Source organism: Phaeocystidibacter marisrubri (assembly GCF_008933165.1).
In the GTDB taxonomy this organism is placed as follows: domain Bacteria; phylum Bacteroidota; class Bacteroidia; order Flavobacteriales; family Schleiferiaceae; genus Phaeocystidibacter; species Phaeocystidibacter marisrubri.
Window position 1 is genome coordinate 992,193 of record NZ_WBVQ01000002.1, and the last position, 16,402, is coordinate 1,008,594.

At 46.3% G+C, this 16,402-nt stretch carries 13 protein-coding genes; 4 read left to right on the forward strand and 9 right to left on the reverse strand.

Features of this window, described 5'->3' with window-relative positions:
• Positions 1-45 precede the first annotated feature (45 nt).
• The 4 genes from F8C82_RS11785 to F8C82_RS11800 all read left to right on the forward strand — a co-directional run bounded on the left by F8C82_RS11785 (position 46) and on the right by F8C82_RS11800 (position 3,044).
• Positions 46-651: a superoxide dismutase gene (locus tag F8C82_RS11785; RefSeq protein WP_151693787.1), complete on the forward strand. Its 606-nt coding sequence runs from the start codon at positions 46-48 to the stop codon at positions 649-651.
• A gap of 167 nt (positions 652-818) precedes the next feature.
• Positions 819-1,541 (forward strand): hypothetical protein, encoded by a 723-nt coding sequence (locus F8C82_RS11790; protein ID WP_151693788.1) that lies wholly within the window; start codon positions 819-821, stop codon positions 1,539-1,541.
• On the forward strand, positions 1,534-2,385 hold the full coding sequence (locus tag F8C82_RS11795; RefSeq protein ID WP_151693789.1) for a sterol desaturase family protein: 852 nt from the start codon (positions 1,534-1,536) through the stop codon (positions 2,383-2,385). Before F8C82_RS11790 ends, F8C82_RS11795 begins: the two co-directional genes overlap by 8 nt.
• Positions 2,382-3,044, forward strand: coding sequence for a BatD family protein (locus tag F8C82_RS11800; protein WP_151693790.1), 663 nt, complete (start codon positions 2,382-2,384; stop codon positions 3,042-3,044). The genes F8C82_RS11795 and F8C82_RS11800 overlap by 4 nt, the downstream gene beginning before the upstream one ends.
• A 76-nt stretch (positions 3,045-3,120) precedes the next feature.
• Here the strand turns inward: F8C82_RS11800 and F8C82_RS11805 are convergent, their stop codons facing one another.
• From F8C82_RS11805 to rseP, 9 genes are all read right to left on the reverse strand, one after another.
• Positions 3,121-5,337 (reverse strand): NADP-dependent isocitrate dehydrogenase, encoded by a 2,217-nt coding sequence (locus F8C82_RS11805; RefSeq protein ID WP_151693791.1) that lies wholly within the window; start codon positions 5,335-5,337, stop codon positions 3,121-3,123.
• 337 nt (positions 5,338-5,674) lie between these two features.
• On the reverse strand, positions 5,675-6,814 hold the full coding sequence (locus F8C82_RS11810) for a hypothetical protein (protein WP_151693792.1): 1,140 nt from the start codon (positions 6,812-6,814) through the stop codon (positions 5,675-5,677).
• Complete coding sequence (locus F8C82_RS11815) at positions 6,814-8,073, reverse strand: outer membrane beta-barrel protein (RefSeq protein ID WP_151693793.1); 1,260 nt, start codon at positions 8,071-8,073, stop codon at positions 6,814-6,816. The genes F8C82_RS11810 and F8C82_RS11815 overlap by 1 nt, the downstream gene beginning before the upstream one ends.
• Positions 8,070-8,633, reverse strand: coding sequence for an RNA polymerase sigma factor (locus tag F8C82_RS11820; RefSeq protein WP_151693794.1), 564 nt, complete (start codon positions 8,631-8,633; stop codon positions 8,070-8,072). The genes F8C82_RS11815 and F8C82_RS11820 overlap by 4 nt, the downstream gene beginning before the upstream one ends.
• A 205-nt stretch (positions 8,634-8,838) precedes the next feature.
• Positions 8,839-9,924 carry an efflux RND transporter periplasmic adaptor subunit gene (locus tag F8C82_RS11825; protein WP_151693795.1) on the reverse strand — a complete coding sequence of 362 codons (1,086 nt, stop codon included), beginning with the start codon at positions 9,922-9,924 and terminating at the stop codon, positions 8,839-8,841.
• Complete coding sequence (locus tag F8C82_RS11830) at positions 9,921-14,198, reverse strand: CusA/CzcA family heavy metal efflux RND transporter (RefSeq protein ID WP_151693796.1); 4,278 nt, start codon at positions 14,196-14,198, stop codon at positions 9,921-9,923. Before F8C82_RS11830 ends, F8C82_RS11825 begins: the two co-directional genes overlap by 4 nt.
• Positions 14,199-14,242: 44 nt before the next feature.
• A complete protein-coding gene (locus F8C82_RS11835; protein WP_151693797.1) occupies positions 14,243-14,614 on the reverse strand; it encodes a hypothetical protein in 372 nt (123 codons plus the stop codon).
• 64 nt (positions 14,615-14,678) lie between these two features.
• A complete protein-coding gene (locus F8C82_RS11840; RefSeq protein ID WP_151693798.1) occupies positions 14,679-14,942 on the reverse strand; it encodes a hypothetical protein in 264 nt (87 codons plus the stop codon).
• A 124-nt stretch (positions 14,943-15,066) separates the two neighbouring features.
• Positions 15,067-16,392 (reverse strand): RIP metalloprotease RseP, encoded by a 1,326-nt coding sequence (rseP, locus tag F8C82_RS11845; protein ID WP_151693799.1) that lies wholly within the window; start codon positions 16,390-16,392, stop codon positions 15,067-15,069.
• Between the last annotated feature and the right edge of the window lie 10 nt (positions 16,393-16,402).

Consider the following 16,402-nt stretch of genomic DNA (forward strand, 5'->3'; position numbering starts at 1 on the left):
ACATTTGTACTACAACATGAAAGTTAAATCATAATATAACGAACCATGGCATTTGAATTACCAGCACTTCCATACGCACATGATGCATTGGAACCACATATCGACGCTCGCACAATGGAAATCCACCACGGAAAGCACCACGCGGGTTACACCAACAACCTAAACGCTGCCATTGAAGGCACGGACATGGCAGGTAAGAGCATTGAAGAGCTTCTTGCCAACCATACAGACAACACTGCAGTTCGCAACAACGGCGGCGGTTACTATAACCACGACTTGTTCTGGAAGGTGATGTCGCCAAACGGCGGTGGTGCTCCAACTGGTGCAGTTGCAGCGGCTATTGACGAAGCTTTTGGTAGCTACGAATCGTTCAAAGACGCATTTGCAAAAGCAGCGGCTACTCGTTTTGGTTCAGGTTGGGCATGGCTTTGTGTTCACCCTGGTGGTAAGGTTGAAGTTTGTAGCACTGCAAACCAAGACAATCCATTGATGCCAAGTGTAGGTTGTTCAGGAACTCCAATCCTCGGTTTGGACGTTTGGGAGCACGCTTACTACTTGAACTACCAAAACCGTCGTCCAGATTACATCAACGCGTTCTTCAACGTGATCAACTGGGACGAAGTGAACAAGCGTTACGAAGCAGGGAAATAATATTTCCTGTTAGACATGATAGAGCCCGGCCAGTTTGGTCGGGCTTTTTTTGGTTCTGGACTTTAAGCACCAGTCACTGACCAGTGATATTCTAACGCTCTCCTAGTTTAGCTCCCTTGCCTAAACCCTTATGAAGTACTACCTTACCTTCACTCAACCTCTCTCAAATGAAAAAGGCACTTGTAGTATGGTTATTTGTTTCAATGATTGCGCTATTTGTTTACTATAGCACTAGCGACTACTATAATCGGCCTTTGCTCTCTTCACCAAACACGGCCGCTCAAACGGCGTCGGACACTGGACCTATAAATTCCGAAATTTACTTTCCAAATCACCCGCGGCTTCAAGCCATGATTGATACGATTCAGAAGACCCCAATAGAGCTTCGAATGACGGCTTTTTCCAGTAAGTCAGCCCTATTCCACCATACTACGGTTGTAAAGTCGGACAGCACAGGACAGCCCACTCATGTATTTGTTCCGCCTTTTTCTTTGGACCAACTGTCACATGACAAATCTCTGACGGAAGAAGAGCGAGAGATCGTCTTGGATAAAATAAGCGAGCTCAAAGCAAACTTTGAGAACAAACTCCTACGTAGAGAGGGATTAGGACATCAGGAATACTTTCCAGAACATCCCAAATTACAAGCCATTGCTGACTCCATCGATCTGTACTCCTTCCGCATGATGGCAACGAGTAAATCCATCTACATTCACGATGCTGAGCCTTCCTCTTCAGGCACAATCTCTTTTGGAGGAGAAAGCACATTTGTCATTCCAAGCGATCTGAAAACAATGCTTGAAATGGACAACCTCACCAAAAGTGATCGGGCCATTATTGAAAAAGTGGTAGCCGAACTTCGCATGCAACACCAGGAGCGAAATGAATGAATTAGCTGGCACATTTTGGGTGTATTTCGAATCGATTGGAGTGAGCCTGCTCTTCTTGTTTATCACTTTTATTCCCCTTGAAAAGACCTTTCCAGCAAATCCAGGGCAGCGGGTATTTCGACCTCAATGGATTCTAGATTTTTGCTTCATGGTAGGCCAATACCTTCTTTGGGGCGGATTGGTTCTCTGGGCCATGCAGCTCTATGCGGGCGAAGTGAGAAGCTGGTTACCCTTTGGATGGTTCAGCGAAGTGCGAAGTTGGCCTCTCTGGGTACAAGCCTGTGTAGTTATTGTGGCCAGCGATTTCCTCATTTACTGGGGTCACCGCTTACAGCACAATGTTGATTTCCTGTGGCGTTTCCACAAGGTCCACCACAGTTCAAAAACCCTAGATTGGCTGGCGGCTTATCGCGAACATCCTTTGGATTCTATTTACACCATAGGCCTGATCAACACACCTGCTTTTCTCTTAGGTTTTGATTTGAATGCCATAGCCGCTGTGATTGCTTTTAGAGGTGTCTGGGCCATCTACATTCACTCCAATGTAAGAATGCCAATTGGGCCACTGAAAATGATAATCGGCGCGCCTGAATTACACCATTGGCATCACAACCTAGAAAGAGACACAGGCAATTATGCCAATATTAGTCCGCTAATGGACCTCTTATTCGGAACCTACGTCTGTCCCGATTACGAACCAGAAGCCTTTGGAATCGTGGAGGAAACACCTACATCTTACGTTGGACAAATGATTGAACCTCTACTGCCCAAGCAACTCTATCAGCGAATTCTTCGTTCTGACATTACTCTCTACTCCAACTTTAAAAAACCACGTGCCTCATGAAAAAATCAACGCTCTCAGCTTTTGCATTACTTGCAGCTACCGCATTATCCGCACAAGAACTAGAATGCAACAATCCCTTTATTCGTGCTGGTGAATCCTTTCAAATAAACATCGATCTTAAATCATTCGAGAAGGAAATAGAAGACCAGCTTCCTGAAGGAGTAGAATACGACAGCCATGGTTTCGGATTTCAATCCAATTTCGATCTCATCATTGATGAACCGGGACAACACACCATTGGTCCATTCACCTTCGATTGGAACGGAACTCTCGTTTCTACAAATGAAATAACAGTAACTATTCTTCCTGCGCTTGAGCCCAAAGAAGCTCTTTTTGTGAATTATATTGAACTCCCTAACGGGGAACACTACCTCATCACCGAAGAGTTTATTGAGGGAAAGACAGATGAAGACGACTTTATAGGAGTGGAAGGGGATCAAATAGAAGGAATGAACCTCCGAAATTGTCGAATGCTAACGACTTCAGCGGAAAATGATGAAGGCACCAAATTCTCGTATCGCAAAGCGATATACATCGTGAGCGGCTCATCTGAATACCAGAGTATTGATGAAGGCATCTTTGACAATGATCCCGACGAAATCGTGTGGCAGTGCGAATGCAAAATCAGTGGCGGGCCTGTCCTGTCGCTGGGATACTGACGTACGAACGCGTTGAATAAAACAAAACCCCTGACAAATCTGCCAGGGGTTTTTCTATTTGCGACGGTATCGAACCTTAGTCGATAATAGCGTTAAGTGTGGCACTTGGACGCATGGCAGCAGAGGCCAACTTTGTATCAGGATGGTAATATCCTCCGATATTCATAGCTACACCTTGTGCTCCGTTGAGTTCTTCTACAATTGTCTTCTCATTCGCTTCGAGGTCCGCAGCCATTTTCTCAAACGCCGCTTTCAATTCTGCGTCTTCTGACTGAGCCGCCAATTCTTGTGCCCAATAAAGAGCAAGGTAAAAATGACTTCCTCGGTTGTCCAATTCATTCACCTTGCGGCTTGGCGATTTGCCATTGAGCAGCAACTTGCTGGTAGCATCGTCTAGCGTCTTAGCCAATACCAGTGCTTTCGGGTTGTTGAAGTTGTTTCCGAGGTGCTCTAGAGAAACCGCAATGGCCAAGAATTCACCGAGTGAATCCCAACGAAGGTGGTTCTCACTTTCAAACTGCTGAACGTGCTTAGGAGCAGATCCTCCTGCACCTGTTTCAAACAAACCTCCACCGTTCATCAATGGAACAATACTCAACATCTTTGCACTTGTTCCCACTTCCAAAATCGGGAAGAGGTCGGTGAGGTAGTCGCGAAGAACGTTTCCTGTAACAGAGATAGTATCTAGTCCTTCGCGGATGCGATCTACGGAGAACTGAGTAGCTTCAACTGGTGAGAGGATACGAATATCCAAGCCTGTTGAATCGTGATCTTTCAAGTACGTGTTCACCTTCTTGATGAGCTCTGCATCGTGGGCACGATTCTCATCCAACCAGAAAACCGTTGGTAGTCCAGTTGATTTAGCGCGATTCACCGCGAGCTTCACCCAATCTTGGATAGGCGCGTCTTTGGTTTGACAAGCGCGGAAGATATCTCCTTCCTCTACCTTGTGCTCCATCCATACGTTTCCAGCATCGTCGAGAACCTTCACTGTACCATTTGCGGCCATTTCGAAGGTTTTGTCGTGACTACCGTATTCTTCCGCTTTCTGCGCCATCAAACCCACGTTGCTCACGCTACCCATGGTCACAGGATCGTAAGCTCCTTTTGCCTTACAGTCTTCAATTACCGTCTGGTAAACGCCAGCATAAGAGCGGTCTGGAATAACAGCGATAATGTCTTGTTGCTTTCCTTCTTTGTTCCACATCTGACCACTAGTACGGATCAATGCTGGCATAGACGCATCAATGATGACGTCGCTTGGAACGTGGAGGTTCGTGATTCCACGGTCAGAATCGACCATAGCCATGTCTGGACCATTCTCCAATGCTGCGTTAAAGGCCGCTTCAATTTCAGAAGCCTTATCTGCAGAAAGGTTCGCAAGAGCTGAAAGTGTGTTACCCAATCCATCGTTTGGATTCGCGCCTGCTTCTTTTAAGTCCGAACCATACTTTTCAAATACATCGGCAAAGAAAGCCTTCACCACATGACCAAAGATGATAGGATCACTCACCTTCATCATGGTTGCTTTCAAGTGAACAGAGAAAAGTACTCCGTCGGCTTTAGCTGCGGCCACTTGCTCTTTTAAGAAAGATCGAAGGGCACGTACACTCATTACGGATGAGTCTAGCACCTCACCTGGAAGAAGAGCTATTTTCTCTTTGAGAATCATGCTCGCTCCACTTTCATCTTCAAAAACGATGCTTGCAAAAGCACTGTTTCCATTGGTGATAGATTGCTCAGAACCGTAGAAGTCGCCTTCTGTCATGCTCGCAACACGACTCTTTGAATCTGCACTCCAAGCCCCCATTCTATGTGGATTCTTGCGAGCAAATTCTTTTACAGCCTTAGGAGCTCTACGGTCGCTATTCCCTTCTCTAAGGACAGGGTTAACCGCGCTCCCTTTGATTCTGTCATAGCGTGACTTCGCTTCCTTTTCTTCGTCGTTAGACGGTTCATCTACATAGTTAGGAATAGCAAAGCCGTGATCTTGTAATTCAGCAATCACGGCTTTCAGTTGAGGAATAGACGCACTAATATTAGGAAGCTTGATGATATTCGCTTCAGGAGTTTTTGCAAGTTCTCCCAATTCAGCGAGGTGATCAGCAATGCGCTGATTTTCGTTCAAATACTCTGGGAAATTAGCCAATACACGACCAGCCAAAGAAATATCTCTCGTTTCAATTTCAACGCCAGCTTTTTCGAGGAAGCTTTCGATGATTGGAAGTAGTGAATAGGTCGCCAGGGCTGGTGCCTCGTCAGTTTTGGTATAAATGATTTTGGAAGTCGGCATGAGGCAAAACTTTTCTTGAGGATATTATTCAGTAAAAACAGCAAAAGTGGCCGGAAATGACCTCATTGCTGAACGATGAGGTGCAAAAATAACGTTTAAACGCCAAATTTTAAGAGATAATGAAGGCAAATGCGGTTGCGCTGCGTAAGGCTAACGCGTGGATCTGCGCTAAGCGTAGCAAGGATGAGCACGGACATAGGACTGTAGTCTTGAGACCAAAGCTGTATGTCCCCACCGATAGGGTGTAGACAGCAGACAGCAGACCATAAAAAAACCCCGATAATACTTTCGTACATCGAGGTCTTTCCTTTGTGTTTTAGTTGAAGTCGCTTCCCAGTTACGGGTCGCTGGTTGCGACGGCAATAACAAACTCAGCATTGTCAATGCGCAATTCGTCGCCAGTCGCGTCCTGGAGGAGAAAAGATCCACTCACGATGAGCTTAACCGTTGGACGGCCTTCTGCATCGTTCACGTAATCTGTAACTTCTTGAATAGACACAGTTCCAGGATTGCTGTGCATAGAAGTAGAATATACGGTACCACTCGGAGTGGTATATGTGATGTTCACTTTATTGAGTTGAAGAGAATCGATGGTCATGCCGGATTCCACTTTATACTGGAAGTCCATATTAGGCGGAACCAAATCGGAATTGAGGATAACCACATCACGGCTCTCACAGGTTCTCGCACCATTGGTGTGACGGAATCCCGCTGTCACAAAAAACTTAGAACCTACAACTCCTGTCGGGTGACGATAGAACAACGTATCACCCTGCCCAGCTGCATCACCGTTGATATCCCAATAAACCTGATTTACCTGTGAAGAGAAATAAGGAGATATGTAAAAAATATACACTCCCGGTTGAACGACTTCTACTTCAAAAGCCGCCCAATCCTCTGGGTGGAGGATGTCCACACAACGAGAGGTTTCAATGTCGTATCGATTGTAGAAACGCGAGCCGATGGTTACAATAGGTTGCTTACCTGAATAATTAGTAGAGTCGAAAGTGAAAACAGGATTGATCAAAGGGATGCTTGCACCATGCTGATATCTCCAATAGTAGCTCGGCATATCACTCGTCTCTGCGCCAAAACTAGCCTTCGGCTTAATGTTGAGAATCGACTTATTCTGAACGATGTCGGAAGAGGCAAGCGATTTATCACCCAGTGCAAGAACACTTTCCAAATCAATTTCTTCGTCGGTGGAATTATTGGTAAACTCAAATTTCCAAGAACTGGTGCCCTCAACAGAAGAGCGCAGGTCGCCAACAATAATAGGTGCCTTGTCTTCAGGAAACTGATAATCGGTATACATGTAGTATCCACCGTCACCAGCAATCACAGATTCTTCCACTCCATCTACCAATGCATGCACGTAGAAATCTGGAGAGGTTGGAGCCGGCAATGGCGCATCTTTACGACAAGAGGCCAAGGCAACCACAAGAAGTGCGGATATATAGAGTGTAGACTTTTTCATTACCAAAGCATGTATCTACCTCCCAATCGGAACTGGAGATGTTGGTTATTCCCTGAATTCTCAAAGGCAAAGCCATCTGTAAGTCCTACTACGCCATTCGCTGTAATCTTCCATCGGTCGCTTACGCGGTAAGCATAACCCATTTGAAGACCCATATCGAAATCGGAGTTATCATCGTCGGTATCTTGAGCGAGATAGGTATCTGTGGTAGAACGTGCGTTAGTCGCTTCCGTCGTACGCGTTACCTTGCTCATACCCATCAACTTATATGCTGCATAGATACCCGCTTCTAGCTGGTGATCTCCAAAGGCATATGTAGCTGAAACAGGAAGCTCGAGATAGTCTACCCATTTGGATTGAACCGTAACATCAATGCGGGTAGATCCAAAGCCGTAGTCCACTGTAGAACTTGCTCGGCTATCACCAAAACTAGAGCGACGAGCGTAGGTAAGTCCAGATTGAACACCCCAAGTGTCATTCAAGGAGTAGTTCACAAGACCTCCACCATAGTAAGAGGGAGTCATCCCCCTTGCTCCACCAGTCATGGATGTCATATTCACTCCACCTTCAACTGCAACGGTCCAAGGCTTCACACTGTGACGTGGTCTATTGATCACTTCCTCTTCTGAACGTTCGTCAAATTCGTTCACGGCGCTAACATCCGCAATCTCGTACATCATAGATTCATCCGATTCCGTTAACCCAGCTAGGGCTAATTCATCGGCACGGTAGGTGTACGATTTAGCGTCAACCACAAGTAATTCTTGTGATTCAAAGCTCATGTTATCGCTCATCTCTGCACGCGCAAAAGAAGTTTCAGAAGATGATTGATCTGAGCGACCTCGAATACTGCTCGCATGGGATGCAAGGCTTGTTGTTGAGGCAGAAGATTCATCTCCACCCGAACGACTCTCTACTTGAGGTGACGAGGCATCCGCAGGCTCACCTCCTACATTTCTGCTTGGGGTAGATTCCGATTGGGATGCAATCGTTTCAACATCGGCGTTGGCTTCCATTGAAGGCCAAGCGACAGCGTTGTTAGCAGGCGACTCCGGAGTAGTCATTGCGTTCCAAGACATGAGACCGCCGATCAGGGCCACCGATGCAGCTGCTGACCACGACGCAATCACACGACGACGCTTCCTACGCTCACCTTGGACAATCAGCTTTTCAGCTCCTTCCCAGGCAGCAGGATTAAATTCAAAGGTTCTACCTTCAAATTTCTTCCGGAATAATTTTTCTAATTCCTTCTCGGTCATAACATGATACTTGCCACTTTAGTGACGAAGCCCCTCAACTTGTTTTTCAATGTCTTACGAGCAGTACTCAGGTGCCATTTAGACGTTCCTTCGCTGATGCCCAGCATTTCTCCAATTTCCTTATGGTTGTACCCGTCAATCACGTATAGGTTGAAAACCTTCTGACTTACGGGTGGCAACTCTCGAATCATTATCTCCAATTCTTCTGCATCAAACTGACGATCAGCCTCGTTGTAGTCCATAGACGAAACAGGCACATGACCTTCTAATTGATCGAAGAAAGCGTGACGATCTCTGTTCTTCTTGCGGAATTCATCGATTACCGTATTAATGGTGATGCGGCGAATCCACGCTTCAAACGGAGTATCGTCGTGGTATTTATCTAATCGTGTTAGTATCTTGTAGAAGGCGAGGTTCAGAAGTTCTTCTGCATCCTCCTTGTTCTTCTCGTAGCGCATACAAACACTTAAGAGAATTCCATAGCAGTCTTTGTACAGCTCAAATTGGGCTGCCCGTTCGTGCTTTCTGCACCTTGCTATGAGTTCTTTACTTACCTGCATGTTTAAGCCAAAAGAAAATCCAGAGATCCAATGTACGCATTCGACACAGATCTCCGGATTATCGAACAATCCACCTACTGAACAACTAACCTAATCTTAATCTGTTCATAAGGGTCACGGAGACTCTTTCTGAATGTATAGACGGTCGTGTTTTGAAAAGGGTTGGTACAGTTTGAAACTTTTTTTGCAAAAACTTAAATCCGCCTTAATGTGTATGTCCTCCTGCTGCATCCATCAACAGGTGAGCCTTCTCTAGAACCACCGGAAATTCGAGGGAATCTAAGATCTCGACGTTCCCATTGATCACTACTCCTGTGCGGACTGCACGTTGACGATATTCTCCATCTACCACTTCAAATACGAAGTTTTCATCGCCTTTACTGACTACAGCCGATTGCGGTAAAACCATGCCCACGTGTGGCGCGATGATGATTTCACCATCTACATACTGCCCCGGACGCAGTGCCTCAATAGCCTCCTCTGGATGCGCATGGATGATAAAGGCACCCGACTCAGGTCGAACTTGCCGACCAACCTGTTGAATGTCCCCTTTGTAAATGGTTGGATCACCTGGCAGCATGAAGCGAATAGATTGCCCTTCACGCACCCCTTGAATATCTCTTGGGAAAACGGATAATTCGATGTGCATGTGCGTGTCGTCTACGATTTCATAAATCAAGTCTTCTGGCGTAACATGCTGACCCAAGTTGCCATCAATATGTGTGATATGTCCCGTGATTGGTGATCGGAGAATCAACTCACTTTGAATGGTTTCAGCGGTGAGGTCATTGGGGTTAATTCCCATCTGAAGAAGACTTGCCGCAGCGGCCATCATGGTTGACTTCTGAACTTCGTATTGCGAAACCACTTCTTGAAGTGCACGCTCGTTGATGGCTTGAGATTCGTATAGCTCGCGCTTTCGATCTAAATCGGCCTCATAAAAAGCGGTCTTCGCTTTAGAGTCGAGGTATGTGCGTTGCAGCTCCACGTAATCGGGATGGGCAATTCGAGCGAGGACATCTCCCTTGTTCACTCGCTCTCCTGGATAGAAGCGAACTTCTCGCAGATAACCTCCAAGCGGCGCACTTACCGTCGCTCTACTTTGAGGAGGAACATCTACAACTCCTGTACATTGAATAATGCTGTAAACCGTATCCTTTGTGGGCATACCAGTTTTGAACTCTGCCGAATGTGAATGACCCTGATCTTCCATCATGGTTTCCGGCGATTCCGACTCACCGCAACTCGCGGCAAATAGAACTAATGCGATATATAGAAACTTACTTTTCATTGTGTAAGAAATTCATAGTGAAGAACTGTGCTGTTGTATTGATGGATAGTTTCCAATCGATCCATCTTCAAATTGACGGCGGTGCGGATGAGTTGAAAATATGCGTAGAATTCAATCTCACCGCCCTCCCACTCAGCGTTGGCTGTTTTCAACAACCTCTCGGCATCTGCCTGTGAAGGGCGAGCGAAACTCTCCAACTGATCGGCTTGAAGCAGCAGTTGCGAATGGATCACTTCCAATTGATTCACATACACCTGTTGCTCGTATGCCATCTGACTTCTGGTCACTTCGGCGTCTAGCTTCGCCTGTCGAAGGTTGGCGCGCTCACGAGCAAACCACAAAGGAAAACTCATTCCCACTGAAATTCCTTGAAATCCCGAAACCCCCTCTAACATCTGATTGAAGTACCCCACAGAAATCTTTGGGAAGTAAACGGCTCCGCTTTCATTCACCTTTGCTTCGCTGTACATCATTTGTGCCTGAAGCGGCATCAACAATGCGCTGTCTAAGGCCGCTTCTGTCGTCACTAAAGACAACTCCATAAAATCACTTCCCGCAGGAACAAAAGCCGAATCGGTTTGGAGCAATGTGAACAGAGCGCGTTGTGCATTTAAGAAGGAGATCCGCTGATTGGTCACGCTATTGTAAAATCGCCTGAGCTCCGCTCGGTATTGGAGTGCTTCCGAAGGACGCGCATCACCCAACTCTGCCCGAAGATTGATCTTATCTTCAAAAGTGCTCAGGCTATCGTATTGGTTCTTGAGCGTTCTCCATTTCCAATATTGAAGTTCCCAATCGAGATGGGCCTGTCGAATGACCCAGACTAACCGCTGTTCTTCTCGCTGGAATTCTGCCTCCCGCAATTGAATGAGTGCTTCTCCAGATTGGCCTCTTCGAAGATGCTCCAAGATGGATCCAATGTCTTGATTCACGGAAATGTTGTAATCCATATCAGAGGCATTGATTTGGCCATATTGGAATTGAGCCTGTAGGGGATCCAACGTAACAGCGGCACTCTTTTCAGCGCGCGCACTGGCTACGGCCGCCTCCGCCTGTATCCACTTTGGATGATTCAACAATCCAATTTCCACTGCTTTATCCGCGGTAAGTGGCTGCTGACCAAAAAGTGACCCGCTGGATAGGAACAACAGTAAAACTACCGCTGAATGAGGCACACTTACCTTCGTTTTATGATGCAGCCATTGGTACAAGACTGGCAGTACAATCAAAGTGAGCAAGGTGGCCGAAATCAACCCTCCAATCACCACAGTGGCTAGAGGCTTTTGAACTTCTGCACCGGCCGAGCTACTCAAAGCCATGGGCAAAAATCCAAGAGCAGCAACTGATGCGGTCATGAGCACTGGACGAAGTCGGTCGCTCCCCCCCTGTACAATAACCTCTCGCAAGGATTTGGTTGATTTCATACGCAGATCATTAAGGTGACTCACCATCACAATTCCATTTAAAACGGCCACTCCAAACAGTGCAATGAAACCGATTCCCGCAGAAATGGAGAAAGGCATGCCGCGAATCCACAGAGCCGCAATTCCACCAATGGCGGACAGAGGAATGGCGCTAAAGATCAACAGAGAATACTTTGCCGATCCAAAAGCAGCGAAGAGCAAAACGAGAATCAAAGCCAAAGCCACTGGCACGGCTACGAGTAATCGATCTGTGGCATTCTGAAGATTTTCAAAATCCCCACCATATTCCACTCTGTATCCTGGAGGAAGGTCGATTTTCTGATCAAAAATCTTCTGAATATCTCCAACCACTCCCGTGATATCGCGCTCGCGAACGTTGACCCCAATAGCGACACGTCGCATGGTGTTATCTCTAGAGATTTGGCTTGGTCCTTCAATGTTTTCTACCACAATCAAAGCCGACAATGGGATGGTGTGACCGTGAGCGGTGTGTACCATAATCTGGCTGAGGTTATTGTCGATTCGGGATTCGGGATTTAAACGCACGACCAATTCAAATCGTCGTTCGCCCTCGTATACCGTACCAGCCACCCCGCCGGCATAGGCAAACTCAATCAGACGGGCTACCTCATCTACACTAACTCCGTGAAAGGCCAATAACGACCTGTTGGGAACTACTCGCTGAAAGCGCATCCCCTGTGTAGCTTCCACTTTTACGTCGGCGGCACCGGGAACATCTGCAATAAAAGGAGCTACATCGTTGGCCAAATCCGCTAGAGTATCGAGATCTTCCCCATAGATCTTTACGGCAACATCGGCCTTCGAACCACTTAACAATTCGTTGAAGCGAAGTTGAATCGGCTGAGTAAACTCGAAAGTTGCTCCAGGAACCGCTTCCAGTGCATGTTCCATCTTCTCCATCAGCTCCTCTCGAGTTTCAGCGCTCGTCCACTCCTCTTTTGGCTTGAGTAAGATCATTACGTCCGCAGCCTCTACCGGCATAGGGTCGGTTGGAACTTCTGCTGTACCAATTTTACTCACCACATGATTTACTTCTGGAAACTCCTCCATCAGCACATGCTCTGCCGCTGTTGTGGTTCGAATAACTTCGGTCAAGTTGGTACCTGTTCGCATACTCACTTGCATGGCTAAATCTCCTTCTTCCAAAGTTGGAATGAAGACAGAACCTAGGTGAGTGAAACTGTAAACCGCACCTGCAAGCACTATGGCCGAAATGGAAATGACAGTTTTTGGCTGAGAAAGCGCCCGTTCCAATGTAGATCGATACATCTTCTTTAAACGGTCCATGATGCGATTGCTCAAAGACTTCGGGTTCTCATTCACTTCTTTCAAGAAAACTGCCGACATCCATGGAACATAGGTAATCGACAAGATCAATGCCCCTACCAATGCGAAGCTCACTGTTTGCGCCATTGGGCGGAACATTCGTCCCTCTACCCCTTCAAGGGTGAGTACCGGAAGGAACACCACCAAGATAATCAGCACACCAAAGGCCGCCGATTTATAAATGGAACTCGAAGAGCGAACGACCAGAGCTTGATGTTCTTCTCGTCCCAACTTCCCTTTGCCATGTAAGTGAAAGAGGATACTTTCGACAATAATCACCGCTCCATCTACCACAATTCCAAAGTCGATGGCACCCAACGACATCAAGTTCGCACTCACTCCAAAGTAGTTCATGCAGATGATTGCGAACAACATGGAAAGTGGGATCACAGACGCCACGATGAATCCAGCTCTCCAATTGCCAAGCAGGACAATTAGAACGAGTATGACAATTAATCCGCCTTCAATTAAGTTCTTGCTAACGGTTTGAATGGTTCTTCCCACCAAATCCGCACGATCTAGATAAGGAACGATGGTTACGCCTTCAGGCAGCGTTTGCTGGATATTGTGCACGCGCTTTTCCACTTCCTCCGTAACGGCATAGGCATTCTCCCCCTTCAACATCAAAGTGATTCCACCTACAGTTTCACCTTTACCATCTTTAGTCATTGCCCCAAAGCGAGGCGCCGACCCTTCGATAACGCGGGCAAAAGAACCCAATCGAATAGGCGTTCCATCACTTGCCGCTACAGAAATAGCATCAATATCAGAGGTGTTCTTGATCAATCCTTCTACCCGGATATACCAAGCATCTGGGCCTTTCTCAATGTAGCTCCCTCCTGCGTTCAGGTTGTTCGCACTCAGTGCATCCCAAACATCTTCCAGTGTAATGCCCATGGAGTTTAATGCCCGAGGGTCTACACTCACTTCATACTGCTTCAACTTTCCACCAAAACTGCTGATCTCAACCACACCGGGAATTCCCGCCAATTGTCGTTTTACAATCCAGTCTTGAAGAGTTCGCAGTTCTTGCGGACCATATTTATCCGAAAATGCGGGATCTACTTCAAGGGTATATTGATACACTTCACCCAACCCTGTTGTAATGGGCATGAGTCCGGGGGCGCCCATTCCCGGTGGAATTTCCTCCATGGCCATATCAATCTGTTCCTTCACATATTGACGAGCATCGAGGGTGGGTAAATCCTTGTCAAATACAACCGTCACTACGGAGAGTCCGTAACGAGAAACCGATCGTATTTCCTCCACTTTTGGCAAGTTTGCCATGGCGATTTCCACAGGATAGGTAATGAATTGTTCCACTTCCTGAGGGGCAAGCGATGGAGACACCGTAACCACTTGCACTTGATTGTTCGTTATGTCTGGCACGGCATCAATGGTCAATCCATTTAGCGACCAAATGCCTCCGCCTATAATTCCTGCAACAAGCAGGATGACCAAGAGACCGTTCTTTACGGACCCTCGAATAATTTTTTCAAACATGATATAGTTGTGTTCGTTCTACAGCCGAAACTCTGACGGTAAAATCAAACACGCGGGGGTCCACGAAGAGTGTGAGACTCCACCCAGACTTTACTGGTGGGCAGCGCACATGGTGGAAAAGGGACAAACTGATAATCCTCTTCTACCGGAGGAAAAAGAAAAAGAGGCGAAGGAATATCGCCCAATTGAATAGCTAATACATTGGCAGATGACACCTTCTGAACCTGAAAGTGATCAATGTCTCCCGTATTAAAATGGAAAATAGCAGCAAGTGCATCAATCAGTCCATCTGGCTGGGTCTCTTCACACTCCGCCACAGGCTCTTCGGCCGTATGGTGAACATGCGGCACCACAGAATGAGCGAAAAGGATTAATCCCGCCGTCCACAAAAACATGGTGTAGAGCAACTTGCGCATGAAGCAAAGCTAGTAAAAAAGAGGTGAGGAATGGGAGATGAGTTTGAAGACCCTCTAGCCTTCTTTAATCCTCCTCGGAAGAAACATAAGGCCGATCAACAAAAATGAACAAACTCAAAAAGAAGCACAGCAATCCAAGACCGATAAAACCCCACCACTCTATTGCTCCTCCCGAGTTAACAGCATGGCTGCTTGTAGACCCTTCTTGAATAGACAGACTAGAGCCAGAAACGACCGTTTCGGTAAAAAGCAAGATTACTCCTATCGCAAGAAAAAGAAGACCTATGTATCTTGAAAAAATGCGTGCCTGTCTATTGAGCTTACCCATGGCTTGAAATTGAGAATCATCTCAACAAGGTATATAAACTACCATTATTTCAAACAAAAAGACGAACAACCTTGTCGGCTATTCGTCTTTATCGATTCTATAATAGGAGAATATGTTTACCTCATCAACCCTTAAAAATATCCCAAACTCCGAAGTCGTTGAGGTTGGCATAAACTAGAAGTCCTAATAGTAGGAAGAAACCAATCATTTGAGCGTATTCTAACACCTTGATGCTCGGCTTGCGTCCCGTTGCCATTTCAATCAATGTGAAAACCACGTGACCACCATCTAGAGCAGGGATAGGAAGGATGTTCAAGAACCCTAGCATGATGCTAATAAAAGCGGTTGTGCCCCAGAATCTCTCCCAGTTCCAAGAACCTTCCTCATACTGTTGCATCATGGTTTTGAAACCTCCAATTTGTCCAGCCGCTCCCGTCTCTGGACTAAAAATGATCTTAAACTGACGGAGGTAATAATCGAGTTTAGAAATACTCTTGTCCCATCCAGCCGTGATCGCACTCATACCCGAATAGATGGTGTGAGTTATAGGAATATTCATTTCAGCTCCAAGACCAATTTTGCCCGTTGAATCTACGTACACAGGAGTGCTCATCGCAACACCATCACGGTAGTAATCCAAGGTAATCGTATCGAACTTGTAATTCGGAACCTCAGCTAGATATTGATCAAGGAAGAGTAATGGTTCACCGTTTAAAGCATAAATACTATCGCCGATCTGAATTCCAGATGCCTCTGCTGCAGATCCTTCAATAATAGTACCTGCAATATATGGCACACGGAAATTAAGAGGGTAAATGGTGTCGTTTATATCGTTGATAATCGCGCTCACCAATGCGTCATCTGTGGTGAGGGAAACCATTTCCCCATTGCGATCAACAACGACCTCTTCGTCTAGACCTACGAGTAATGACATACGGACATCATCCGCACGATCGAGCGTATCACCACCAATACTGACAATCTTGTCGCCATCCCGGTAGCCGTGTTCTTTCATGCTTTCCGAGAAAGTGTAACCGTATTTCACGTTCTTAGACTCGATGTAACTCTCGCCGTAATACGCCATCATTCCAGCGTAAATCACAATGGCTAAAACGAAGTTGACAATCACACCACCGGTGAGAATAATCAGGCGCTGCCACGCTGGTTTAGCGCGAAATTCCCAAGGTTCAGGTTCTTTGGAAAGTCCATCGGTATCCATGCTTTCATCTACCATTCCTGATATCTTCACATAGCCACCAAGTGGAATCCAGCCAATGCCGTAAACGGTATCGCCAATTTTCTTTTTGATTAGAGAAAACTTGTAATCGAAAAAGAGATAGAATTTCTCCACTCGTGTTCCGAAGAGCTTAGCCGGAATAAAGTGTCCGAATTCGTGAAGAACTATGAGGATGGAAAGCCCGAGGAGGAACTGGGCGATTTGTATAAACATTCTATTGTGT